Below are 18,349 nucleotides of genomic sequence, written 5' to 3'. Positions count from 1 at the left end.
GAGATTGGAAAACGACTGTCAGGAAGTGTGTACCAATTAGACCTTCATCATCAGTTTGACCAACACTTGTATGAACTTTTTATTACTTACGTATTGTTTACTTATTTTTATAAACAATAATTTTTAATTGGATGCGTTTACATTTATGATTCAGCTTGATTAATCGAGACGCTTTTAATAAAGTGAAGAGTGGGAACTAGATCGTATAAATGGAGGAGATGTACCGATGACAAAAACGTTATCATTTGATTATTCAAAAGCATCGGCTTTTGTATCCCAACATGAACTAGATTATATGACTGATGCTATCAAAGTGGCTCATGAAGCATTACATACTGGTAGTGGCGCAGGAAACGAATTTTTAGGTTGGATGGACCTGCCTGTCAATTATGATAAAGAGGAATTTTCCCGCATTCAAAAAGCAGCCGAAAAAATAAAATCCGATTCTGATGTTCTGCTCGTTATTGGAATTGGCGGCTCCTATTTAGGTGCCCGTGCTGCGATTGAAGCACTTCAACATACGTTTTACAATGATTTGAAAAAAGAGGATCGTAACGCTCCGCAAATTTATTATGTCGGAAACAATATTAGCTCAACATACGTCAAGCATTTACTTCAAATAATTGAAGGAAAAGATGTCTCACTCAATGTCATTTCAAAGTCAGGAACGACGACAGAACCCGCGATTGCTTTCCGGATTTTCCGTGAATATGTTGAGAAAAAATACGGTGTTGAAGAAGCACGTAAACGTATTTATGCGACGACAGATCAAGCTAAAGGAGCATTAAAACAGCTTGCAACGGATGAAGGTTATGAATCGTTTGTGATCCCGGATAATGTCGGAGGTCGTTTTTCCGTATTAACAGCAGTAGGGTTATTACCGATTGCAGCTACTGGATTAAATATTGAAGCGATGATGAAAGGTGCTGCAGATGCGCGTGAAGCATACAGCAATGCTGACTTAGCAGAAAATGAATCATACCAATATGCTGCTGTTCGTAATGCTCTTTATAATAAAGGGAAAACAGTAGAGTTGATGGTCAATTATGAACCAGCACTTCATTATGTGTCAGAATGGTGGAAGCAGCTATACGGGGAAAGTGAAGGGAAGGACCAAAAAGGGATTTTCCCAGCGTCAGCTGATTTCTCAACAGATCTTCATTCACTAGGACAATATGTGCAAGATGGACGCCGTGATTTATTTGAAACCGTGTTACATGTAGGATCAGTGAAAGAAGAAGTGAAAATTGAGGAAGCAGAAAATAACTTAGATAACTTAAACTATTTAGCAGGCGAAACAATGGAATTTGTTAATCAAAAAGCGTACGAAGGAACGTTACTTGCTCACTTAGATGGCGGTGTACCGAACCTCATTCTAAATATTCCAGAATTAAATGAATATCACTTCGGATATTTAGTGTACTTCTTTGAAAAGGCGTGTGCAGTGAGCGGGTACTTGCTCGGCGTCAATCCATTTGATCAGCCAGGTGTAGAAGCATACAAAAAGAACATGTTCGCGCTCCTCGGAAAACCAGGATTTGAAGAACAAAAAGCACAGCTTGAAAAGCGCTTGAATGATAAATAAGACAAATTATAATTATAGAAAAACCAACTTTTCCCAGGTGCCTGGCACCTGGGAAAAGTTGGTTTTCGTTATTTATGTCCCATTCTGTTGTTTAAGATTAGTTTTCTTCGTTTCGGATAACCTAACATATAAATGAACGGAGGGATATTGATGATTGAAATGCCATCACAATTAGAGAATCAAGAATATAAACTTCATGATTTAGAGGAAAAGTTAAAGCCATTAGGATATACGATTGGCGGCGGCTGGGAATATGATCATGGATATTTTGATTATAAAATTGGTGAACAAGACAGCTATTTATACGTAAGGTTGCCATTTACGGCAGTTGATGGTGAACTAGATACAAAGGGGGTTCACGTAAAGCTTGGCAGGCCATTTTTACTTGCGCATAAATACAAAGAAGGCTTGGATGATCATGTTGAAGATCCAAACCCATGGGTGAACCAATTTGCAGAGCCAGAAGACAAGGATGCCTATTTCCCAACAGAAATGATCAATACTGGTCAAGAATATGTCCGTGAGCTAGAACAAGTCATCTTAAATGATATGGACGTTTCATCACGAGACAGCTAATGATCATTTGTCCGTATATAGAAAATCAGTTGATCACCCTTCAATAATGTTGATGATTTTGGGGGATGAAGGATCGTCTCCCCATCTCTTAAAATACCTAATAAAAAACAATCGTCATTTTGGAGTTTACGAATTGTTGCAGCAAAACTTTCATTTATACATTCAGAAGGAAGCGGTGAAAACTTAAGTTGATTATTTTCTTTGTGCTGCAGTACCTGGAAAACAACATCAGACATTCCGTGATTTGCAACACCATTAGTCATAAGTAAACTAATTTGTTTTGAACTCTCAATAATCTCATCTGCACCTGCTCGTTCGATGTTTTTTAACTGTTCGGTCGTTAACAATTCAACAATAGAATAAATTGTTGAATTCATTCCTTTTGCAGTAAGAAGTGTCACAACAGAGTTCGTATCTGCTGTTTTCTCGTCAATATGTAGATTTGCCGTGATTATGATCGTATGTGCTTCTGAAATATTTGCCCTTGCAAACGTATCATCAATCATCGGAGAACCTTTTACAAACGTGAGTCGATTGATAGTTTTAGGAGTGTGCTGCAACGTTCCATCAATGAGTACAAACTCAGCTTTCGGATATATTTTTGCCAACTGTTTAAGCAGCTCTTTACACCGTTCATTCCAGCCGACGATAATAAAATGTCCTGAACGGTGGAAGGCAAGCCCCCCTTTGTCACGTTCCTGCTTATTCGCAATCGCTGAGCTTGCAAGGTTTGTAATAAAAAATGAAAACAGTGCGATCCCTGAAACAATCAAAATCATTCCAATAATTCTCCCGATCGTTCCTTCAGGCACGAAATCCCCATAACCGACGGTTGAGATTGTTACTATTGCCCACCACATGCCGTCAAATATGCTTGGATAAACATCAGGTTCTAAGTAATGGATGACAACACCAACACTTACCATAAAAATAAAAACGATGCCAGACATCTTAAGCACCATTGTTAATTTAGAATTTGAATCTGTAATTAATTCAAAGCGAAACATGATGTTTCCCCTTCCATTCGTCTGCATTCCTCCTCACCATTATAGACAAAACTGAGTGCATCCCATTCATAAATTTGATACGATAAGAAAAGATGAAAGGGGAGGAAATCATGCTCGGAGCGATCACATTTGCGATTACGATTTTTATTGGCTGGGTTATCTTTGACGCAGTTAAACATAAAAAGGTTATTAAAGAAAACGTCTGGGCAGGACTCATTGCCGCTATTTTTGCCGGAATAGTTTGGTACATTTTGTTCGTCATATTTTAGCGATTTTCGATTTTAAAAAAAGAGCTTGATTTGCTCTTTTTTTGCATCTATAATTCATATTGTTAAGGGAAAACAGCCTGTTCAACAAGTGCCGTCAAGGCTGCTATTTCAATAAACGAGCAAGCTAGAATTAGAAAATTTCATTTGGTTATGGGGCATTAGCTCAGCTGGGAGAGCGTTTGGCTGGCAGCCAAAAGGTCAGCGGTTCGAGCCCGCTATGCTCCACCATACGGAATAAACCGCGTCACAACAGCGTTTGTGGCGTTTTTATATTTCCGGGAAATGTACGCAGTAAACAAGTCCTACACGGAACAGACAACCGCCCTCTTATTCGGATAATGTACGATGATTTATTTCGTCGACTATTCGGATAAGGGGGCTTTTTTCATGCGCATTTATAGACGGAACTTCGACCAGCCACGCAATAACTTGGAAGATAGAACGTTACACGGTATTTACTCGTTTGAAAAATTATTCGATGTTTTCTGCGAAATGAAAACGGCACAAGGTCGGTCGGCTGCGACTGTTAACCATTACCGCAGATCGTTCAAGTTATTGATCGACTTTTTAAACGAAAAAGGAATACGAAAAGATGTGCGCAACGTTAAAACGGAGCACTTACGGCAGTTTATTAATTGGATGATTACGGAACGCAAACGGCACCTAGATCATAGGTACAAGCCCGAGTCCGCGAAAAATAAACCTCTATCTAAACGGACAGCTTACGGCTACATAAAGAACATAAAGTCTTTTTACCGATTCTTAGTAGACGAATCTTATATTCATGAAAATCCTACGGAATTAATAGATAACGTGAAATACGTCGATAAAGACATCGAAATTATGACAGCAGACGAAGTTAGGGCATTGCTCTCAGTTCCGAACATTAGAAGGTACGCTGATTTTCGCGATTTTGTAATCATGCATCTTTTACTAGATTCAATTTGTAGAATTGGAGAAGCATTGTCTTTGAAAAGAAGTGACGTAGACATACAAGGGAGGACTGTTTATTTTCGGGGTGAAAATACGAAGTCAAAAAAGCCTCGTCTAGTTCCGATCAAAGCGAAGACTGCGAGATTAATAAAAGAATTGATCGAGGAGACGGATGATTTCGAGACCGATTATATATTTCTAGTTAATTATGGGGAACCGATGTCTACAGAAAGATTTCGCAAAAGGTTAGATATTATTACGAGGCAAGCCGGAATTAAAAGGAGCATAAACCCGCATCTTTTTAGACATACCGGCGCAACTATGTTTCTTGAGGCTGGAGGAGATATTCGTCATTTGCAGATGATACTCGGGCACTCGGATATGAGAATGGTTCAACGCTACACACATCTGACGACGAAATCAATTCTTAATCAACACGAGGAGTTCTCGCCACTTAATACGGTTGAAACGAAACTACAAAAAGAACGCAAAATACTGCGATAAAAAGACATAAAAAAAAGAGCGCCGACCACGCAAAGGCCGACACTGCTATCATCAATTACAGTGTATAACGTTTCTCTAGCGTGGTCAAGCGCAAAAAGGGAGACGTTTGTCATGAAATCCGAGTCGATCGCTTATTACGAAGAATATCGCCATCATGAGTCCTTTACGGACGTGGCGGAAATGAACGAAGCTGTACGCGCGCACATCGACCAGCACCGCGAACAGTTGAATAAAACGGCAGTGGCGGTGCTTAACTTGCTGTCGCGTTATAGCTGCGTTGTTAAGGGCGTCTCGTGGATGAAACGGGCGACTATTGCGGCACAGCTCGACGTTAGCGACAAAACGGTTAGCCGGGCGCTAAAACGGCTTGAGGACTGCGGCATTATTAAGCGTGTGCCGACGGTCAGAAAACGGGGCGGGCGCGGTTATGACCTAGTAATAATTCGTCGTGCTGCGCAAGACAGTCCAGTCGGGTTGTCCAGTCGGTCAAGCTGCGAAAGTCCTTGCGGCAGTAGCGCAAATAAGGGGGCGGTTCAAGAAGAAACCAACAGCATAAATAAAAATACATACGTAGGTGAGGCGCCGGCACTTAACGAGCTCGACGCGTCTTATACTCCGTCTAACGTGCCCGCAGCATTTACGAAAGCCGCTCGACCATTTTTTCGTGCTAACGAGATATTTGCGTTATGGCAACGGGTTAAAACCGCGTACAACCGCTGCGAGCTGGGCGCAAGTTTGCCGCAATTGGTCGATCGTGTGGTTAGCGTACTCAAAACGTCTATATTCGCGGCAAAACGAGGCATGATCCGTAAGACATTCCGCGGCTACTTCTATGCGTCGGTAGAGCGGACGTTTGACGATGTTTATATAGCAGAAACTGCGGAGTTGTTGCGAGCGATATAATACTCATCAACAATTTATATTATGGTAAAATAATTAGGAGGGGTTTGTGTGAATAACGAAATAGGAAAGTTTACCGGAACCGCGGGGATTGTCGTCATTGTGGCGGGGATTATACTATCGCTAATAATCGGATTTACGTTGAATATTGTGCCGGCTGAAACTTCGATAACAGGTCGTGTACTTGAGGAAGCAATTCCGCACCCGTTCCGATGGTTTTATGCAGGAGGACTCGCGATATTTACAACGATAATGGGGCTCGTATTAGTCGGAATTAGCGGTATAATACAGGAAGTTGAGCGTGTTAAGGACGGCGTATTACCGCAAAGTAGTAAATAAAGTCGATGAGTTGATCGCAAAGGGCGATTTTAATCCGCATAAATAACAAAAGAAAAAGCCCCCGGTTCATCATGAAGAAATAAGTAATATCAACATCAAAAATCATAGATATTTTCTCTAACATTTTGAGGCTAATTTTTCTCCTGCCGCTCTCTAAATGTCCCATATATGATTCTGAAAATCCTAACTTTTCTCCGAGCTCTTTTTGCGTTAACTTCCCCTTTCTTAATTCCTTAACTTTGTCCCCGATATCTTTATATAGCATCTTATTGCCCTCCTAAAAGACTAAGAAAGGACGGTTGCATCTTAGTCATTGCTGCCGTCCTCTTTTTTGATCGTAATTATTGAGTTTATATCGTCTATGTCTAGTTCTTCCGCAATCTTGGATAATACTTCACGGGGATATAGCTTTAATTTGTTATTACATAGTTCAGAAATAGTTGCTTCTCTGACTTCTATCTTTTCCGCGAGTTCCTTTTGTGTTAACCCTCGTTCTTTTAATACTTCTTTTAAATTTGATTTAATTGTTCTCATTTCGCTATCCCTCTCTATAACTCGTCCTTAGTCATCATTATAAATTATTTTTAAAAATTACGCAAAAAGTAATTGACAATTACGCAAAACGTAATTATAGTATAAGTATACCAGTTACGCTAAACGTAATTAAGGTGACTATCAACTAGAAATTTAAAGGAGAGGATTTACATGAAAAAAGTAAAAGTTGCTTATTATTGGGAAGAGTCGGACGGAGAAAGGGTATTTGAAGAGGGCCAAGGCTTCATGCTCACGGACACAATGGCGCTTATGGTCGATTATGACTTGCAACTCGTCCATATGGAGAATATCGAACCTAGCACGGAATATCCGGGTTATTACGAAAATGACGACAACTCACCGGGTTACATCGAATTTCCGATCAAATCCACGCCCGACTTTGCGAAAATGGACGGCATGACGGCGCTTAATTTGTTATCGAAAGGGGCGGTGTAATATGAAGGAAATAACGGTTCGATTCCGCGATACTGAGATCGATGGTTCGGAAATGCTCGAAGATGCTCCGGGCTTGTTGTTCGGGATGATTACGCAATATGTAAACTTCCGATGGTACAGACGTATTTCGTCAAAATTGACCGCGTCATTGCGACCGAGGACGAGGGCGTGTACGAGATAATTAACGATGCGTCATCGGCATGGCTCGGATTTGCACGGCAGGATATCGACCTTGCGGAGTTGATCGACCGACTAAATCAAATGTCGCTAATGGAGTTTCTTACGACTAGGCACGGAGCACTAGCGGAAAAAGGTAGCGAAACATACGGATTTGTTGAAGCGTTCGAAAAGGGGGCGTTATAAATGGCGGTAAAATGCGAGTGTTGCGGCGGTAGCCGAGACGTGACGGCGAATAATTATATCGGAGACGTGCCGTTTACATTATGCGCAGACTGTCGCGCAGTAGTGTTCGGCAATCGAAAAGGAGGTGTGCGCGATGGTTCGGGTTTCGTTTTTGTTAAAGTCCGCTAAAATTGGCGTGGGTATCGCGGTGTTCGAAGTTGGCGGTCGAACATACCACGTCACAACGGACATTTGGCGCGCTTTCGTGGGGCGAGCAACGGCTGAATTACCGGTTGAATTGCTCGACGACATGATCGATGAGATGAACGTTATATCAACCGTAAAACAGCCCGCAATCGGCAAATTGCAGGCGGCAGTATAACGGGCGGATGAGAAAGCTCGGCGTCATTAGGCGGGGCGCTGAGCGGTGAGAAAGCTCCGATGAACCGACGGTAGGGGCGACCATGGCGGCTGGCATTATCGTTCGGGCTACGGCAATAGCTCGCGAACATAGACGGAGGGAACGCATTGGCGGGCGTTCTTTTCTTATAAATAATAATAGAACAAATGTTCGTTAATGTCAAAAAAAGATTCTGAGTTATGATACACTATTTAAAAAACGAGCAATTTGGAATAGTAGAGACATTAATCAATGAGGAGGATTAGTTATGAAAAAAGGTGACGTCGTTTGGTTTAAAGGCTATAGGAAAGCAAGGGTTATACGGGTTGATGGTGAAAAAGTTATGATTCGTTTTATGTCCGGTGTCGGTAATGAAAGAGCGATAGTAAGACGAGAGAAAGTTTTTACAAATGAAAGTGCTAGAGCGAAGAAAGAAAGAGAAGAAATCGAAAAAGAAATGCGGATTGCTGATGGAATATTGCGTAAGTTAAAAAACGATAAACGACCGAAGAGAAAATAGCAAAGGCGATTGGTTGGGCGTAAGTTATAAAACTATCGAAAGGTGGACGAAACATTTTTCAGGTGGGACAGACGACACAACTGAAAAAACGGAAGGTTCCGACGGTAAACAATGTAATCACCGCGGAAATTAATTCGTATAAGCAAATCGCCGGCCGAGCAATATTCGAGATCGGTCGCCGGTTGAAACACGTCAAGGAACACGACCTCGCGCACGGTGAGTGGACGAGGTGGTTAGAAAGCGTCGATATTGTTCCGCAGACTGCGCGTAAGTTAATACAGGCGCATGAGCAATTTTCAAACCACGCGACGTCGAGCGTTTTGCCAGTCGGTAAAATATTCGAAATGTAATGTGCCAACTTTACGGCAAGCGAGCACTTTGTTTAAGTAAGGGACAAAAAAGTACCGGAAAGTTGAACCACATTTTTAATTTTGAGCACTTTGTTATAGTAGAGGAAATAATTCGATGAAGCCAGCGGGCGGAGAATTACAAATAAAAATTAATTTAAGGGAGAGATGAGTAATGGAAAAAACTTGGTACATGAGTTCAACGGAAGATTGTTTCCAGGGTGTAGCTAAATTTGAAAATGTGAAGCAACTAATGAGTATCATCGACTTAGAACAAGAAGTTAAGTTTATAATCAATGAAAATTTGTTTCACGAATGCTATAACTACCTTTTAAATTGCCCACTTGTTTGTGAAGAAGGGAAATTCATTTGGGATAGTAAACAAAGGAAATATAAAAAAGTAAAATAGTTCCACTCCGATGAAGCTGCGTTATGGCAACCGTAGCGGAGGACGATGCCTTCGTCAAATTACCGTAAGCGCGGTGAGCCTCGCAAACTTGCCGCGCAAATCTTTTTAAGGAGGGGCGATTATGAGCGACATTCAAACGATAGGAATCGGACAGCTACGTATTAAGCATTATCAGGTGTGGTCGGATATGGCGGACGAAACTTACGCAAAGCTTAAAGGCGATGTTAAGGCAAACGGTCAAATGTACCCGATCTTAGTAGACGAAGATTGCGCTATCTTAGACGGGCATCATCGGTACAAGGCGTGTAAAGACGTAGGACTAACTCAGGTAGTCGTAATAGTTTGTCGCAACCTTTCAGAAGAGGGCAAGCTGGCAATCGCGTATAAGATGAACGCCACCTCTCGTCCTATATCTCGCCAGGAGAAAATCGAGAAGGCGAAGAGATTACGAGACGAGGGCCGTAGTTATCGGCAAATCGCGGAATGGCTGGGCGTTGGTAAAAGCACAGTAGAGCGGTGGCTTAGTAATACTGCCGGCCGAGGTGTCCCAAACGGGACAGGCGCAAAGGTGGACGGGAAGGACGGGAAGACGTATCCGTCACAAAGCAGTAAAAGCCGGCAATACGAGGATGAAATCGACCAGCTTAAACGGAAAATATCCAACCTCGAACGAGAAAAGGAAGCGATCACACGGAGCTATCACGAGCAAAAAGACGAGATAAGACGACTTGAAAGGGAACGCGACGCGTATCTTATGTCTAGTATGTTCGGCGGCAGTGATAACGGACTGAAAATTTTTGCTCATTTCGTGGGACTACGCGAGACCGCAACAATTTCAGAAATAGAGAAAGAGTTTCGGAAGGCGCGAGGGAAAGTTCATCCCGACCGTGGAGGGAATACTTGGGCTTCCTCACGTTATAACGCAGGATACGATTTATTCAGAGAAATCTATAAGGGGGCGTAACAATGGTTATTAGTTCGCAAAATGTATTCGATAAGTCCGAACGGCGCGAGGGGGAATTTTTTATAAAACTGCCGTCTAACTTGCGGTGGTATATATTTGTGCCTGGCTACCGCGCAGAATACAACTATCTTTACGCTTTGATCGTTGATTTTTTCAGCGCGAAAAAGGGGTACGCATATCCATCAGTGCTTCGGCTAGCACGTGAATACGGAAAAACAGAGAAAACGACGAGCACTCACTTGCGGGCGTTAAAGGACGCGGGGCTGATCGATTACCCCGAAGATGGTCGCAGGTATTACGTGCCGCTTGAGCCATTGTCTCAGGAGGAATTATTCCGAGTGTGCCCGGAGGCTGAGCGAAACTATCGCAAAGCACTCGAAAAAGAAGCAGCCGAACGCGAACGAAGTGCGGAGAATTGGCTTGCGTTAAAAGGGTACCGGTAAATTTTACAGGTAGAAGGTGTAATTTTTACCAATGGCTAAGGCGTCAATCACCGGTTAACTATATTTACTTTAACGTAGATTTAACGAACAAGATTTAAAAAGATTGCCGTGCTAACGCACGGGCCTGCGTTCGCTTACGCTCACTTGGCTATATATTAAGTCGCGAATAATTAAATATAAAAGAATACGCGGTTATGTGTAAATACAAGTGATTGCGAGGAAGAGAATTCGAAGAAGAAGAGATTACGAGACAATATACCAACCGGCCTGTCCCGTTTGGGACACCACACAAAAAAGGGGGGATACCTATGAAACTGGCGAAAAGGTTGATCGAAGAGCAAGACGGCTACTGCGCATATTGCGACGAAAAAATTACGAAGGGGAAAATATATAATAACCGCGATCATGGCGTTATTTGCCGGTCGTGCTATGCGGAAATTGGCGTTGGTGAACGCAAGCTGCGAACGTTCGACGATCGTTTAATCGACATGATGAACGAAGGTTTAGACATATTCGCGGAATCTGTTCGGGCAAATAAAGAGAAATACCCGACAAAGGTTCGGAATAATGACTCGTTAGAAGATCGAGAGAATGTGTACTACACTTTGCGTGATGAAATGAGAGATTTACTAAAGGAGTATCGTATCAAAACAGGTGTGCGTCCTAACGGCGATCGATTAGAAGAACTCGGCAAATTACTAGATATCCAGGCGCAAAGGGTCGAACATAAACGGGCGACGGAGTTACAGCATTTATCACCGGAAGAGATTGCGGAATTAGAACGGGAGTTTACGGATATGCCGAGAATGGCCGAAAGCGTGCAGGATATGCAGGACAATTACTTAACGGCGTATGAGCGCGGGTTAATGACGGAGAAAGAATTAACGGAGGTACTGGCGAAATTTAAAGAGTGCGCTTATCGCTTTTGCTATGCTGCGATAGATACACGGAAGGTACACGGCAATACTCGCCACTGTTGCGACCAGCATCGGGAAGCTGATAAGAACGCAAACAGACGTTACGATAAAACCGGCACATACTTACCGGATTACGCGTATAGATCAAAAATGGTGCGGACGGTTGAAGAAGATTATCGTAAGCATGAAACGGCATTTAACGATGACTTTATCGGTATGTACTCGAAAGACGAAGGTGAGGCAATCGCGCAACGTCCGGGCGGTAAGTTAGATACACGCGGAGAAAGACGTAAGGTTAGGGAGCGAATGACACGCAACAGTCAAATACAGGAACAGCTTGAGAAATACGACGCATTTAAAGAAGGAGAAAATAACGAAATTTTTTCCGTAAATGTCGCTAGTGGCGCGAAGATGTGGGGTAAACGACCGTATAAAGATAGGAACGTTAGTTCGGTATTTTTGACTCCGTCTTTTTTAGCGGCGGAGGTAATAAAAGAATGTAATAGTAATAAAAAGGAGGTCATGAAATGAATTCTGAAACAGTGAAGGCGTTGAGGTATTATAAGGGGATGACACAGCAGCAACTTGCCGATGCAACTGGTTTTAGTCAATCATTAATCGCTAACGTGGAAAGTGGGGTGAAGAATGTCTCGCCTAGATTGCGTCATGAGTTATTAAAATTGATTGGCGATGACATAGGTTTCTTTGACGCGCTCGAAAAAGAACGTCAATTATTATTTTTTATTCGTGATTTTGAAGAAACTCATGTTTTCCCAACTAAATAATAACACATATAGAAAGTCAATGCAATATTTAATTTTCGGGGGAGTTAATTATGGGTTTAAAACAAGATTTACAGAAACTAGCACGCAACCAGTGCGCCACCTACGACCGCGACGGCCTTTGCTTACTCGAGCGCGGAGGCTGCCGAACATGTTTATATTTTCGCGATGATGTAGAGCTGCCGAGGTGCCCGTACTTTGAAAATAGCGTGCTGCCCGGCGTCGACACACTACACGCGCGTTATTGGCGTTTATTCAACGCAGACGGTTCAGGTAAGTATTGCGCCGAGCCAAGTTGCTCGAACGTTTTTGAGCCGAACAGCAATGCACAAAAGTATTGCGGAGAGTGTCGGGAACGTAGGCAAAAAGAACAAAGAAAACGCGAGAATCAACGGTACTATTTGAGGCGCAAAAGTAAGGGGGGAATCAGGGGGTAAACGGGCGAAAATCAGGCGTTTTTCGGCGTCTAGCGCTTGATTTTAGAAACGCCACCCTTTACCTAATATTAGAAGTCTTAAACGGAGAATATCGGGTTCTATTTACCCTTAAACAAACGAGAGGTGATTAGATAATGGATTACGGACAAAACGTTTTTCTCGAGGTAGTTTACCGCGGACACACCGGCAAACGTAGACCAGTCACCGTATGGCCCGACGGTTCAATAACGGAAGTTGAACAGCGCGACTGGCCGCCAACTGCCGCGGGTTATCGTGCGAAACTGAAAGTCGCTGTCGAACATGTCGTGCCGGAAGTGGACGAGGAACTAGGCAAGCGACCGCCACATTATTGGCTAGCAAAAATCGCGATTGTTGACACGGTGACAAACGAGACAGTTTCGGAATTTGAACGTAATCTTTATCAAACAAGGAAAGTCGAGTCTGCGACAAGTCAAGCTAACCAAGCCGGTAAACACCGGGCGTTTACTCTTGGTTATCGTGAAGTTATTCCGCATCGCTCTACGGAAGTGATTAAAAATGACCGATGAAACGGTGAATCTTGCAATACAAATAATGACGTTCGACGATAATTACGCGATAGCTGGCGTTATTTTTGCAAAACGACGCGCTGAAGGTGAGCGGCTGGAGCCGTTTAAAGTTGGCTCGGTATTTTTAACGGGCGTCTCGTCGGGCTATGAAGCTATTACTGCGTTGCTAGCTCGGTGCTGCGATGAAGTAGGCGAGGGCAATAAGCTAATAGTTGCGAGGTCGACCGTTGAGCATTTCCGCAGAAAGAGCAAGGTAGAAAATAAAATAAACGTAATCAGTAAAAATCGAGGTATCACTTTTAAGGTGTTTTTTGATCGAAAAATGCCCGAGCCGATACAAAAAGAATGTATGTTGCTCGCTAATGACGCACTAAAACGGAAAGATACTATATTCGCGGAGTTATAGGGGGAGGTGGACAGACATGGGGAAAATTCAATCACCCAATGACGAGCCGGAAAGACGGCGCGAGTACCTCGGCTGGAACGACAGGCGCGACAACGAACCTAAGTTACGTAGCTTGCGCAAAAAGTGGACGTTTGAGAAACGCGAAGAGGAGTTGAGGCGGAAACATGCGGGAAATAAAAAGTGCAATCGTCGTTCACCGCGTAGAACAAACGGCGGAAGCCAGCGAAATTAATACTTTAACGAAAGTTATCGACGAAACCACCGGGGAAATAATTGCGGAGAGTGGGCGAACATATACAGACGTTAGTCGGCCGATTGCCGCAAAGCTGGCGTTGGATAAAGCGTATGAACTTGCAAGGGATAACGGTTTTGAGCAGGTTGGCCGAGTGATTACGACAGAACCAATTTATTAAAAAACCAAAGGGGAGATTTTATTATGAGTAAGTATTTAGAAGGAGCAAGACAAGCACATTCAAAGATTCAAGAAATTCAAGGGAGCACAACTAGTAAAATTCGTGTTTTTACTGAAATGTTTAATGACTCAAAGCGTGAAATTCAATCTGACCGCACATTGTCGGCCGAAGGTAAAGATAAAAAAATGGATGAACTCAAGGCGAAGATGGGTAAACAACTACTTGAAACCCTTGCAAAAGAGCGCGATGAATATAGGCAGTCCGTAGTTAAGGCGGTAAATGAGTCGAAACGTGTGCTAGCTGAACCGCTGCCAAAACCGCACGAAACGGAACTTGCTTTACATGAACAAAAGGTACGCGATATTAGTTTAAATAGCGTATTTATGGGAGCTCGAGAAACTATCGACAGTATTTCGGAATACACGGAACAAATTGACGATCCATATCTAGCGAATTCATTACTCGATCAATTACCTTCGTTGTCCGATCGGATGTCTCAAAGCGCTACGATTACTCCGCAAGATAAATCGAAGCTCCGGTCTGTATATCAATCCCTAAAAACAAAGGCTGATACAGATGAGCGAAGGGAAGCGCGTAACATCTTATCATATAACGACGGCCGAGGCTTTGATAAATTATACGGACCAATCGAGGAAAACGCGATCCAGGAGAGGTTAGGCTCGGGTTATTCTCGTTATTTAAATGACCCGGAAATAAAACTAGCTCAATTAGAGGGAAATAACGAGTAAGTCAAGATAAAAAACAAAAGGAGAGGTTTAATAATGAGATTAAATTACTATAACGATCAACTAACAATCGATGGGGACGAGGATATTATTGCGAAAGCAGAAGGCGAAGACCTGTCCGGAGTAAAAATTAATGGACGTGTAGACGGCGACGCATTGGCTCGAGCCTATAATGACGCGGAAAAAGGTGGTCTAGAACGTGCTAAATACTATGCCGCGGTCAAAGAGGCGTTTGTTAAACAACATAAGCTCAGACATTCGGAGCCTGAAGACGAAAACGGCGATATCGAAGAATAATAATTTTACGCGATGAACGGCGGTATTACTCAGCCGCCCGGAGCATAGTATTTCTCCTTTAGGTGCCTCGGTTAGTCGCCGGGGCTAATAACAAATTTTACGGGGTGATTGTATGGCAGTAAACGAAGAAAAAGCAGCCGAAGTGTTTTCGGATACTTGGAAATTAGAGCTATATTTACGTCTAATAGACAAACTTTCCGTAAATGGAACATTAAACGAGTGGGTCGAGCTGCACGGGCAGGATTACGTTACAAATTTTCTGCTCGATGCGGTAATAAAAGAATCTAAAACATTGCGAGTCGTCCAATAGTGGGCGGCTTTTTTATTATGCAAATGGTCAAAGTTAGTCAAAGTCAAACTATGAAGCAGGAGGAATAAACATGTCAACGACACCAAATGCAGGTGAGATAAAAGCGCGCCTATAAGATTTGGGCAGCCCGTAGAAATACGCGGTTAAAAATACTCGGTGAATTCGGGGAAGGCTACGGCAAACGCTACGCTAATCCCGAGCCAAGCCGTATAGTGATGTACGGAAGGTGTAGAGACTAGGCGGAGTAAGCTAGATCAGTTGAAACGCCCACGAGCGCCGAGCGCCTTAACGTTAATGACGAAGGCGAAGATATAGTCCGATACTCGCGACGAAAGTCCGAGGGCGAGATAAAGAACTCGCCGTAACATATGAACGCTTGAATCTCAGGAGTTCCAGCGAGGCATGGACGAGGCGAAACGCCGGACAGAAGAAACGAACAAGAAGACGCAAAGTTACACGAAATCGATCAAGCAGGTTGAAAAAGGTGCGCTACTAATGAAAGGCGCCGTGGCGGGGGCGATCGGGGCTTCCGTAAGAGCTGCGGCAAACTTCGAGGAATCTCTCAGCCGTGTTGCGAGTGTGACCGGCGCGAGTACAGAGGAGCTTGAAAAGCTGGAAGCAACAGCGAGAGAGCTCGCCGCCTCAACCGCCTTTAGTGCGCCGGAGGTATCTGAAAATTTTCTGAAATTGGGAATGGCGGGCTTCAATGTAAACGAGATTTTAGCCGCTACCCCTTCGATACTCAACGCCGCGACCGCCTCGGCCACCGATTTAGGTACAACCGCCGATATCGTATCTAACGTTTTAAGCGGGTTTAATATGTCCGCCGAGGAAACAGACCGAGCCGTCGACGTGCTGGTATCGACTATTTCCAGCGCAAACACGGACTTGCCGCAACTTGGGCAAGCGCTCAGCTATGTTGGGCCGGTCGCTGCGAGTCTTGGTTACGATATTGAAGAAGCGGCGGCAGCCGTGGGCGTTTTAAGTGATAACGGGCTCGCCGGATCGCGCGCGGGAACGACGTTACGTCAGACGATGCTTTCGCTCGCCTCGCCTACGTCAGAGGCGGCTAGTACGATGGAGGAACTCGGCATTAACCTACTCGACGCTAATGAAGAAATGTTGCCGATGCCTGAAATCGTCGGAAATATATCCGACGCGATGGACGGCATGACAGACGCTCAAAAGACGCAGGTTGCTCAGACTTTAGTGGGGACGCAGGCAGCTTCGGGCTTCCTTACGTTAATTTCGCAGGGCGAGGACGCGCTTGCCGACTATACAGGTCAGTTGCGCGATAGTGAGGGCGCAGCGAGTGACATGGCGGCTATACAACAAGATAACCTTAACGGCGCATTCCGAGAATTTCAATCGGCAATGGGCGAGCTCGGAATCGCAATTGGACAGGAGTATCTGCCGGCTGTAAGACGGATGATTGAAAGAGCCACGGAGTTAACGAGGTGGTTTGGTGATCTAAATCCTGCGACGGTTACGCTCGGACTTAACTTTGTCGGAGCATCGGCAGGGATTGCGTTAGCAGTAACCGCAGCCCTACGGTTAGCGACGGCTTTAAGGGGGCTTGCTATGATGCATCCGGGCGGAATGTTAATAATGGGCTTATCGTTATTAGGTGGAGGCATCGTCGCGTTAAACAGGCATATGAGCGAGGGCCGAGAGGTAAATACGGAGTACGCAGAAAGCCTCGTCGAACAATCGGATTCTCTCGAAGATGTGACGTCGCGATATGACGAACTACGCCGTCGCTCCGGCTTAACTACTGAACAGATTGGCGATTTACTCGATATACAAAAACGAATGGAATCGGAGAGCGACCCGGAAGAACTCGAAAAACTCGAAAAAGCATACGAGGAAATTACGAAGCAAACGTCATTATCAAAAGACGAAATTAACGAGCTCCTTGAGGCTAATGACGCTATAATCGACCAAACTCCGCATGTTGAACAGACGTTTACTGATCGCGGTAACGCGGTAGTAGAAACGACTGACGCTGTCCACGATTATATCCAGTCTTTACGCGATATGGCGCTTGAAGAGCTGATGATTGAACGGCTCAAGGCGCTTGAAGATCACCGCGACCTCATCCGCGAAACAAACGAACTGATCGAAGAGCGAGAAGAAGTTGAGACGCAGATTACGCAAATACTCGAAGATCAGAAATTAAACGAAAGCGAAATTGGCGCAATACTCGATGAGATTAACGAGAAAAAACAAGAAGCTATTGCCAACGGTGAGGACATTATTGAGTTAGCGGAGGAAGAAGAATATTGGCAGTCGATACTTGACGGTCATGCGACAGAAGCGCTCGCCAACTTGCAAGAAAAGCACCGCGAATTACAAGCGAATATCGAGTTAAACGAGGAAGAGATCGGCCAGTTAGAAGAAATCGACGCTGCCATTGCGGGAATATACTTGAAAGAGCTTGAGATAAACGAGGCGGGCGAAGATGGTTTAAAAATTGCGGACGAAAAGCTCGAAAAACTTCGAGATGAAAAAGCCGAGGTAGAAGAACAAATCGCAAAAGAAGGCGATAAACACGGCATTTTACAAATGCACGTTGACGAACTTAACGAGCAAATCGGGAAACACGAGTCTATAATCGGACAGATCGAGGAGGAAACACGCCTAAGCTCGGAAGTTCTCGGTATTGAAGATGATCGAAACAGAAAGATCGAGCAAATGAACGACCGCCTTGCCGACCAAGAGCAGACGCAGCAAGACATCAACCGTGAAGCCGGCCGAATTAATGAAACAATAGCGGACGGCGTAACGGGTGCTCAAACAATGAATGACGAGTTGTCGCAGAGTATCGATAAACACGTCAATGTTACGGACAATGGTAGTATAGCTCGTTTGGACGATCGAGTGGCTCCTAAAAATGCAGAAACTAAACGGAGAGCTGTATGGGCTAGTGAGTTACTAGTTGAATTGAGTAGGGAGAGTGAGTAAG

At 43.9% G+C, this 18,349-nt stretch carries 27 protein-coding genes and 1 tRNA gene; 25 read left to right on the top strand and 3 right to left on the bottom strand.

What is annotated here, in order from left to right; genetic code table 11:
• The first annotated feature begins 226 nt into the window (after positions 1-226).
• Both CD001_RS23390 and CD001_RS23385 read left to right on the top strand, forming a co-directional pair.
• Positions 227-1,585, top strand: a complete 1,359-nt coding sequence (locus CD001_RS23390) for a glucose-6-phosphate isomerase (protein ID WP_096190005.1) — start codon at positions 227-229, stop codon at positions 1,583-1,585.
• Between the two features lie 150 nt (positions 1,586-1,735).
• Entirely contained in the window at positions 1,736-2,161 is a 426-nt protein-coding gene (locus CD001_RS23385) for a YugN-like family protein (RefSeq protein ID WP_096190004.1), read from the top strand.
• On the opposite strand, the gene CD001_RS23380 is transcribed toward CD001_RS23385, so the two are convergent.
• Complete coding sequence (locus CD001_RS23380; protein ID WP_179298876.1) at positions 2,158-3,168, bottom strand: potassium channel family protein; 1,011 nt, start codon at positions 3,166-3,168, stop codon at positions 2,158-2,160. The genes CD001_RS23385 and CD001_RS23380 overlap by 4 nt on opposite strands.
• 110 nt (positions 3,169-3,278) lie before the next feature.
• Between CD001_RS23380 and CD001_RS26600 the strand changes: the two genes are divergently transcribed.
• From CD001_RS26600 to CD001_RS23360, 5 genes are all read left to right on the top strand, one after another.
• A complete protein-coding gene (locus CD001_RS26600; RefSeq protein ID WP_179298875.1) occupies positions 3,279-3,437 on the top strand; it encodes a hypothetical protein in 159 nt (52 codons plus the stop codon).
• A gap of 152 nt (positions 3,438-3,589) precedes the next feature.
• Positions 3,590-3,665: transfer RNA gene (locus CD001_RS23375), tRNA-Ala, on the top strand.
• A gap of 159 nt (positions 3,666-3,824) precedes the next feature.
• Positions 3,825-4,874 carry a tyrosine-type recombinase/integrase gene (locus CD001_RS23370; RefSeq protein WP_179298874.1) on the top strand — a complete coding sequence of 350 codons (1,050 nt, stop codon included), beginning with the start codon at positions 3,825-3,827 and terminating at the stop codon, positions 4,872-4,874.
• 111 nt (positions 4,875-4,985) lie between these two features.
• Positions 4,986-5,777, top strand: coding sequence for a helix-turn-helix domain-containing protein (locus CD001_RS23365; protein ID WP_096190001.1), 792 nt, complete (start codon positions 4,986-4,988; stop codon positions 5,775-5,777).
• Between the two features lie 48 nt (positions 5,778-5,825).
• Complete coding sequence (locus tag CD001_RS23360) at positions 5,826-6,113, top strand: hypothetical protein (RefSeq protein WP_096190000.1); 288 nt, start codon at positions 5,826-5,828, stop codon at positions 6,111-6,113.
• Here the strand turns inward: CD001_RS23360 and CD001_RS23355 are convergent.
• Together CD001_RS23355 and CD001_RS23350 are read right to left on the bottom strand one after the other, a co-directional pair.
• Positions 6,079-6,378: a helix-turn-helix domain-containing protein gene (locus CD001_RS23355; RefSeq protein ID WP_096189999.1), complete on the bottom strand. Its 300-nt coding sequence runs from the start codon at positions 6,376-6,378 to the stop codon at positions 6,079-6,081. The two genes, CD001_RS23360 and CD001_RS23355, sit on opposite strands and share 35 nt — an antisense overlap.
• Positions 6,379-6,419: 41 nt before the next feature.
• Positions 6,420-6,647 (bottom strand): helix-turn-helix domain-containing protein, encoded by a 228-nt coding sequence (locus tag CD001_RS23350; RefSeq protein ID WP_096189998.1) that lies wholly within the window; start codon positions 6,645-6,647, stop codon positions 6,420-6,422.
• A 171-nt stretch (positions 6,648-6,818) separates the two neighbouring features.
• Here CD001_RS23350 and CD001_RS23345 point away from each other — a divergent pair, with 171 nt between their 5' ends.
• From CD001_RS23345 to CD001_RS23265, 18 genes are all read left to right on the top strand, one after another.
• On the top strand, positions 6,819-7,103 hold the full coding sequence (locus tag CD001_RS23345; protein WP_096189997.1) for a hypothetical protein: 285 nt from the start codon (positions 6,819-6,821) through the stop codon (positions 7,101-7,103).
• Between the two features lies 1 nt (position 7,104).
• Positions 7,105-7,284 (top strand): hypothetical protein, encoded by a 180-nt coding sequence (locus CD001_RS26595; protein ID WP_179298873.1) that lies wholly within the window; start codon positions 7,105-7,107, stop codon positions 7,282-7,284.
• Positions 7,272-7,466 carry a hypothetical protein gene (locus tag CD001_RS23340; protein WP_142303635.1) on the top strand — a complete coding sequence of 65 codons (195 nt, stop codon included), beginning with the start codon at positions 7,272-7,274 and terminating at the stop codon, positions 7,464-7,466. Before CD001_RS26595 ends, CD001_RS23340 begins: the two co-directional genes overlap by 13 nt.
• A gap of 133 nt (positions 7,467-7,599) precedes the next feature.
• Positions 7,600-7,827, top strand: coding sequence for a hypothetical protein (locus CD001_RS23335; RefSeq protein ID WP_096189995.1), 228 nt, complete (start codon positions 7,600-7,602; stop codon positions 7,825-7,827).
• A 286-nt stretch (positions 7,828-8,113) separates the two neighbouring features.
• Positions 8,114-8,365: a hypothetical protein gene (locus CD001_RS23330; RefSeq protein ID WP_096189994.1), complete on the top strand. Its 252-nt coding sequence runs from the start codon at positions 8,114-8,116 to the stop codon at positions 8,363-8,365.
• Positions 8,366-8,427: 62 nt separating this feature from the next.
• Positions 8,428-8,715: a DUF3102 domain-containing protein gene (locus CD001_RS23325; protein WP_257009920.1), complete on the top strand. Its 288-nt coding sequence runs from the start codon at positions 8,428-8,430 to the stop codon at positions 8,713-8,715.
• 172 nt (positions 8,716-8,887) lie between these two features.
• Entirely contained in the window at positions 8,888-9,121 is a 234-nt protein-coding gene (locus CD001_RS23320; protein WP_096189993.1) for a hypothetical protein, read from the top strand.
• Between the two features lie 121 nt (positions 9,122-9,242).
• Complete coding sequence (locus CD001_RS23315) at positions 9,243-10,085, top strand: helix-turn-helix domain-containing protein (RefSeq protein WP_096189992.1); 843 nt, start codon at positions 9,243-9,245, stop codon at positions 10,083-10,085.
• Positions 10,086-10,087: 2 nt separating this feature from the next.
• Positions 10,088-10,528, top strand: coding sequence for a helix-turn-helix domain-containing protein (locus tag CD001_RS23310; protein ID WP_096189991.1), 441 nt, complete (start codon positions 10,088-10,090; stop codon positions 10,526-10,528).
• A 308-nt stretch (positions 10,529-10,836) separates the two neighbouring features.
• Positions 10,837-11,976 (top strand): hypothetical protein, encoded by a 1,140-nt coding sequence (locus CD001_RS23305; protein WP_096189990.1) that lies wholly within the window; start codon positions 10,837-10,839, stop codon positions 11,974-11,976.
• Positions 11,973-12,230, top strand: a complete 258-nt coding sequence (locus CD001_RS23300; protein WP_096187958.1) for a helix-turn-helix domain-containing protein — start codon at positions 11,973-11,975, stop codon at positions 12,228-12,230. The genes CD001_RS23305 and CD001_RS23300 overlap by 4 nt, the downstream gene beginning before the upstream one ends.
• Before the next feature lie 568 nt (positions 12,231-12,798).
• Positions 12,799-13,212, top strand: coding sequence for a hypothetical protein (locus CD001_RS23295; protein ID WP_096189989.1), 414 nt, complete (start codon positions 12,799-12,801; stop codon positions 13,210-13,212).
• Complete coding sequence (locus CD001_RS23290; RefSeq protein ID WP_096189988.1) at positions 13,202-13,618, top strand: hypothetical protein; 417 nt, start codon at positions 13,202-13,204, stop codon at positions 13,616-13,618. Before CD001_RS23295 ends, CD001_RS23290 begins: the two co-directional genes overlap by 11 nt.
• A gap of 164 nt (positions 13,619-13,782) precedes the next feature.
• A complete protein-coding gene (locus tag CD001_RS23285; protein WP_096189987.1) occupies positions 13,783-14,031 on the top strand; it encodes a hypothetical protein in 249 nt (82 codons plus the stop codon).
• A 23-nt stretch (positions 14,032-14,054) separates the two neighbouring features.
• Positions 14,055-14,780 carry a hypothetical protein gene (locus CD001_RS23280; protein WP_096189986.1) on the top strand — a complete coding sequence of 242 codons (726 nt, stop codon included), beginning with the start codon at positions 14,055-14,057 and terminating at the stop codon, positions 14,778-14,780.
• 33 nt (positions 14,781-14,813) lie between these two features.
• Positions 14,814-15,074, top strand: a complete 261-nt coding sequence (locus CD001_RS23275) for a hypothetical protein (protein ID WP_096189985.1) — start codon at positions 14,814-14,816, stop codon at positions 15,072-15,074.
• Positions 15,075-15,186: 112 nt separating this feature from the next.
• A complete protein-coding gene (locus CD001_RS23270; RefSeq protein WP_096189984.1) occupies positions 15,187-15,384 on the top strand; it encodes a hypothetical protein in 198 nt (65 codons plus the stop codon).
• A 402-nt stretch (positions 15,385-15,786) separates the two neighbouring features.
• A complete protein-coding gene (locus CD001_RS23265) occupies positions 15,787-18,348 on the top strand; it encodes a phage tail tape measure protein (RefSeq protein ID WP_096189983.1) in 2,562 nt (853 codons plus the stop codon).
• Position 18,349 lies beyond the last annotated feature (1 nt).

Source organism: Evansella halocellulosilytica (assembly GCF_002335745.1).
GTDB lineage: Bacteria > Bacillota > Bacilli > Bacillales > Salisediminibacteriaceae > Bacillus_CA > Bacillus_CA halocellulosilytica.
The sequence above is the reverse complement of the archived record's forward strand: the minus strand, read 5'-3'. Positions and strand labels throughout refer to the sequence as shown.

What these genes read in the sequence shown, in the direction of transcription:
- CD001_RS23380 (WP_179298876.1), bottom strand. Translation starts at nt 3,168, where the DNA reads ATGTTTCGCTTTGAATTAATTACAGATTCAAATTCTAAATTAACAATG.
- CD001_RS23330 (WP_096189994.1), top strand. Translation starts at nt 8,114, where the DNA reads ATGAAAAAAGGTGACGTCGTTTGGTTTAAAGGCTATAGGAAAGCAAGG.
- CD001_RS23305 (WP_096189990.1), top strand. Translation starts at nt 10,837, where the DNA reads ATGAAACTGGCGAAAAGGTTGATCGAAGAGCAAGACGGCTACTGCGCA.
- CD001_RS23275 (WP_096189985.1), top strand. Translation starts at nt 14,814, where the DNA reads ATGAGATTAAATTACTATAACGATCAACTAACAATCGATGGGGACGAG.
- CD001_RS23350 (WP_096189998.1), bottom strand. Translation starts at nt 6,647, where the DNA reads ATGAGAACAATTAAATCAAATTTAAAAGAAGTATTAAAAGAACGAGGG.
- CD001_RS23335 (WP_096189995.1), top strand. Translation starts at nt 7,600, where the DNA reads ATGGTTCGGGTTTCGTTTTTGTTAAAGTCCGCTAAAATTGGCGTGGGT.
- CD001_RS23345 (WP_096189997.1), top strand. Translation starts at nt 6,819, where the DNA reads ATGAAAAAAGTAAAAGTTGCTTATTATTGGGAAGAGTCGGACGGAGAA.
- CD001_RS23390 (WP_096190005.1), top strand. Translation starts at nt 227, where the DNA reads ATGACAAAAACGTTATCATTTGATTATTCAAAAGCATCGGCTTTTGTA.
- CD001_RS23265 (WP_096189983.1), top strand. Translation starts at nt 15,787, where the DNA reads ATGGACGAGGCGAAACGCCGGACAGAAGAAACGAACAAGAAGACGCAA.
- CD001_RS23385 (WP_096190004.1), top strand. Translation starts at nt 1,736, where the DNA reads ATGATTGAAATGCCATCACAATTAGAGAATCAAGAATATAAACTTCAT.
- CD001_RS23365 (WP_096190001.1), top strand. Translation starts at nt 4,986, where the DNA reads ATGAAATCCGAGTCGATCGCTTATTACGAAGAATATCGCCATCATGAG.
- CD001_RS26595 (WP_179298873.1), top strand. Translation starts at nt 7,105, where the DNA reads ATGAAGGAAATAACGGTTCGATTCCGCGATACTGAGATCGATGGTTCG.
- CD001_RS23285 (WP_096189987.1), top strand. Translation starts at nt 13,783, where the DNA reads ATGCGGGAAATAAAAAGTGCAATCGTCGTTCACCGCGTAGAACAAACG.
- CD001_RS23295 (WP_096189989.1), top strand. Translation starts at nt 12,799, where the DNA reads ATGGATTACGGACAAAACGTTTTTCTCGAGGTAGTTTACCGCGGACAC.
- CD001_RS26600 (WP_179298875.1), top strand. Translation starts at nt 3,279, where the DNA reads ATGCTCGGAGCGATCACATTTGCGATTACGATTTTTATTGGCTGGGTT.
- CD001_RS23300 (WP_096187958.1), top strand. Translation starts at nt 11,973, where the DNA reads ATGAATTCTGAAACAGTGAAGGCGTTGAGGTATTATAAGGGGATGACA.
- CD001_RS23370 (WP_179298874.1), top strand. Translation starts at nt 3,825, where the DNA reads ATGCGCATTTATAGACGGAACTTCGACCAGCCACGCAATAACTTGGAA.
- CD001_RS23355 (WP_096189999.1), bottom strand. Translation starts at nt 6,378, where the DNA reads ATGCTATATAAAGATATCGGGGACAAAGTTAAGGAATTAAGAAAGGGG.
- CD001_RS23280 (WP_096189986.1), top strand. Translation starts at nt 14,055, where the DNA reads ATGAGTAAGTATTTAGAAGGAGCAAGACAAGCACATTCAAAGATTCAA.
- CD001_RS23320 (WP_096189993.1), top strand. Translation starts at nt 8,888, where the DNA reads ATGGAAAAAACTTGGTACATGAGTTCAACGGAAGATTGTTTCCAGGGT.
- CD001_RS23310 (WP_096189991.1), top strand. Translation starts at nt 10,088, where the DNA reads ATGGTTATTAGTTCGCAAAATGTATTCGATAAGTCCGAACGGCGCGAG.
- CD001_RS23290 (WP_096189988.1), top strand. Translation starts at nt 13,202, where the DNA reads ATGACCGATGAAACGGTGAATCTTGCAATACAAATAATGACGTTCGAC.
- CD001_RS23315 (WP_096189992.1), top strand. Translation starts at nt 9,243, where the DNA reads ATGAGCGACATTCAAACGATAGGAATCGGACAGCTACGTATTAAGCAT.
- CD001_RS23270 (WP_096189984.1), top strand. Translation starts at nt 15,187, where the DNA reads ATGGCAGTAAACGAAGAAAAAGCAGCCGAAGTGTTTTCGGATACTTGG.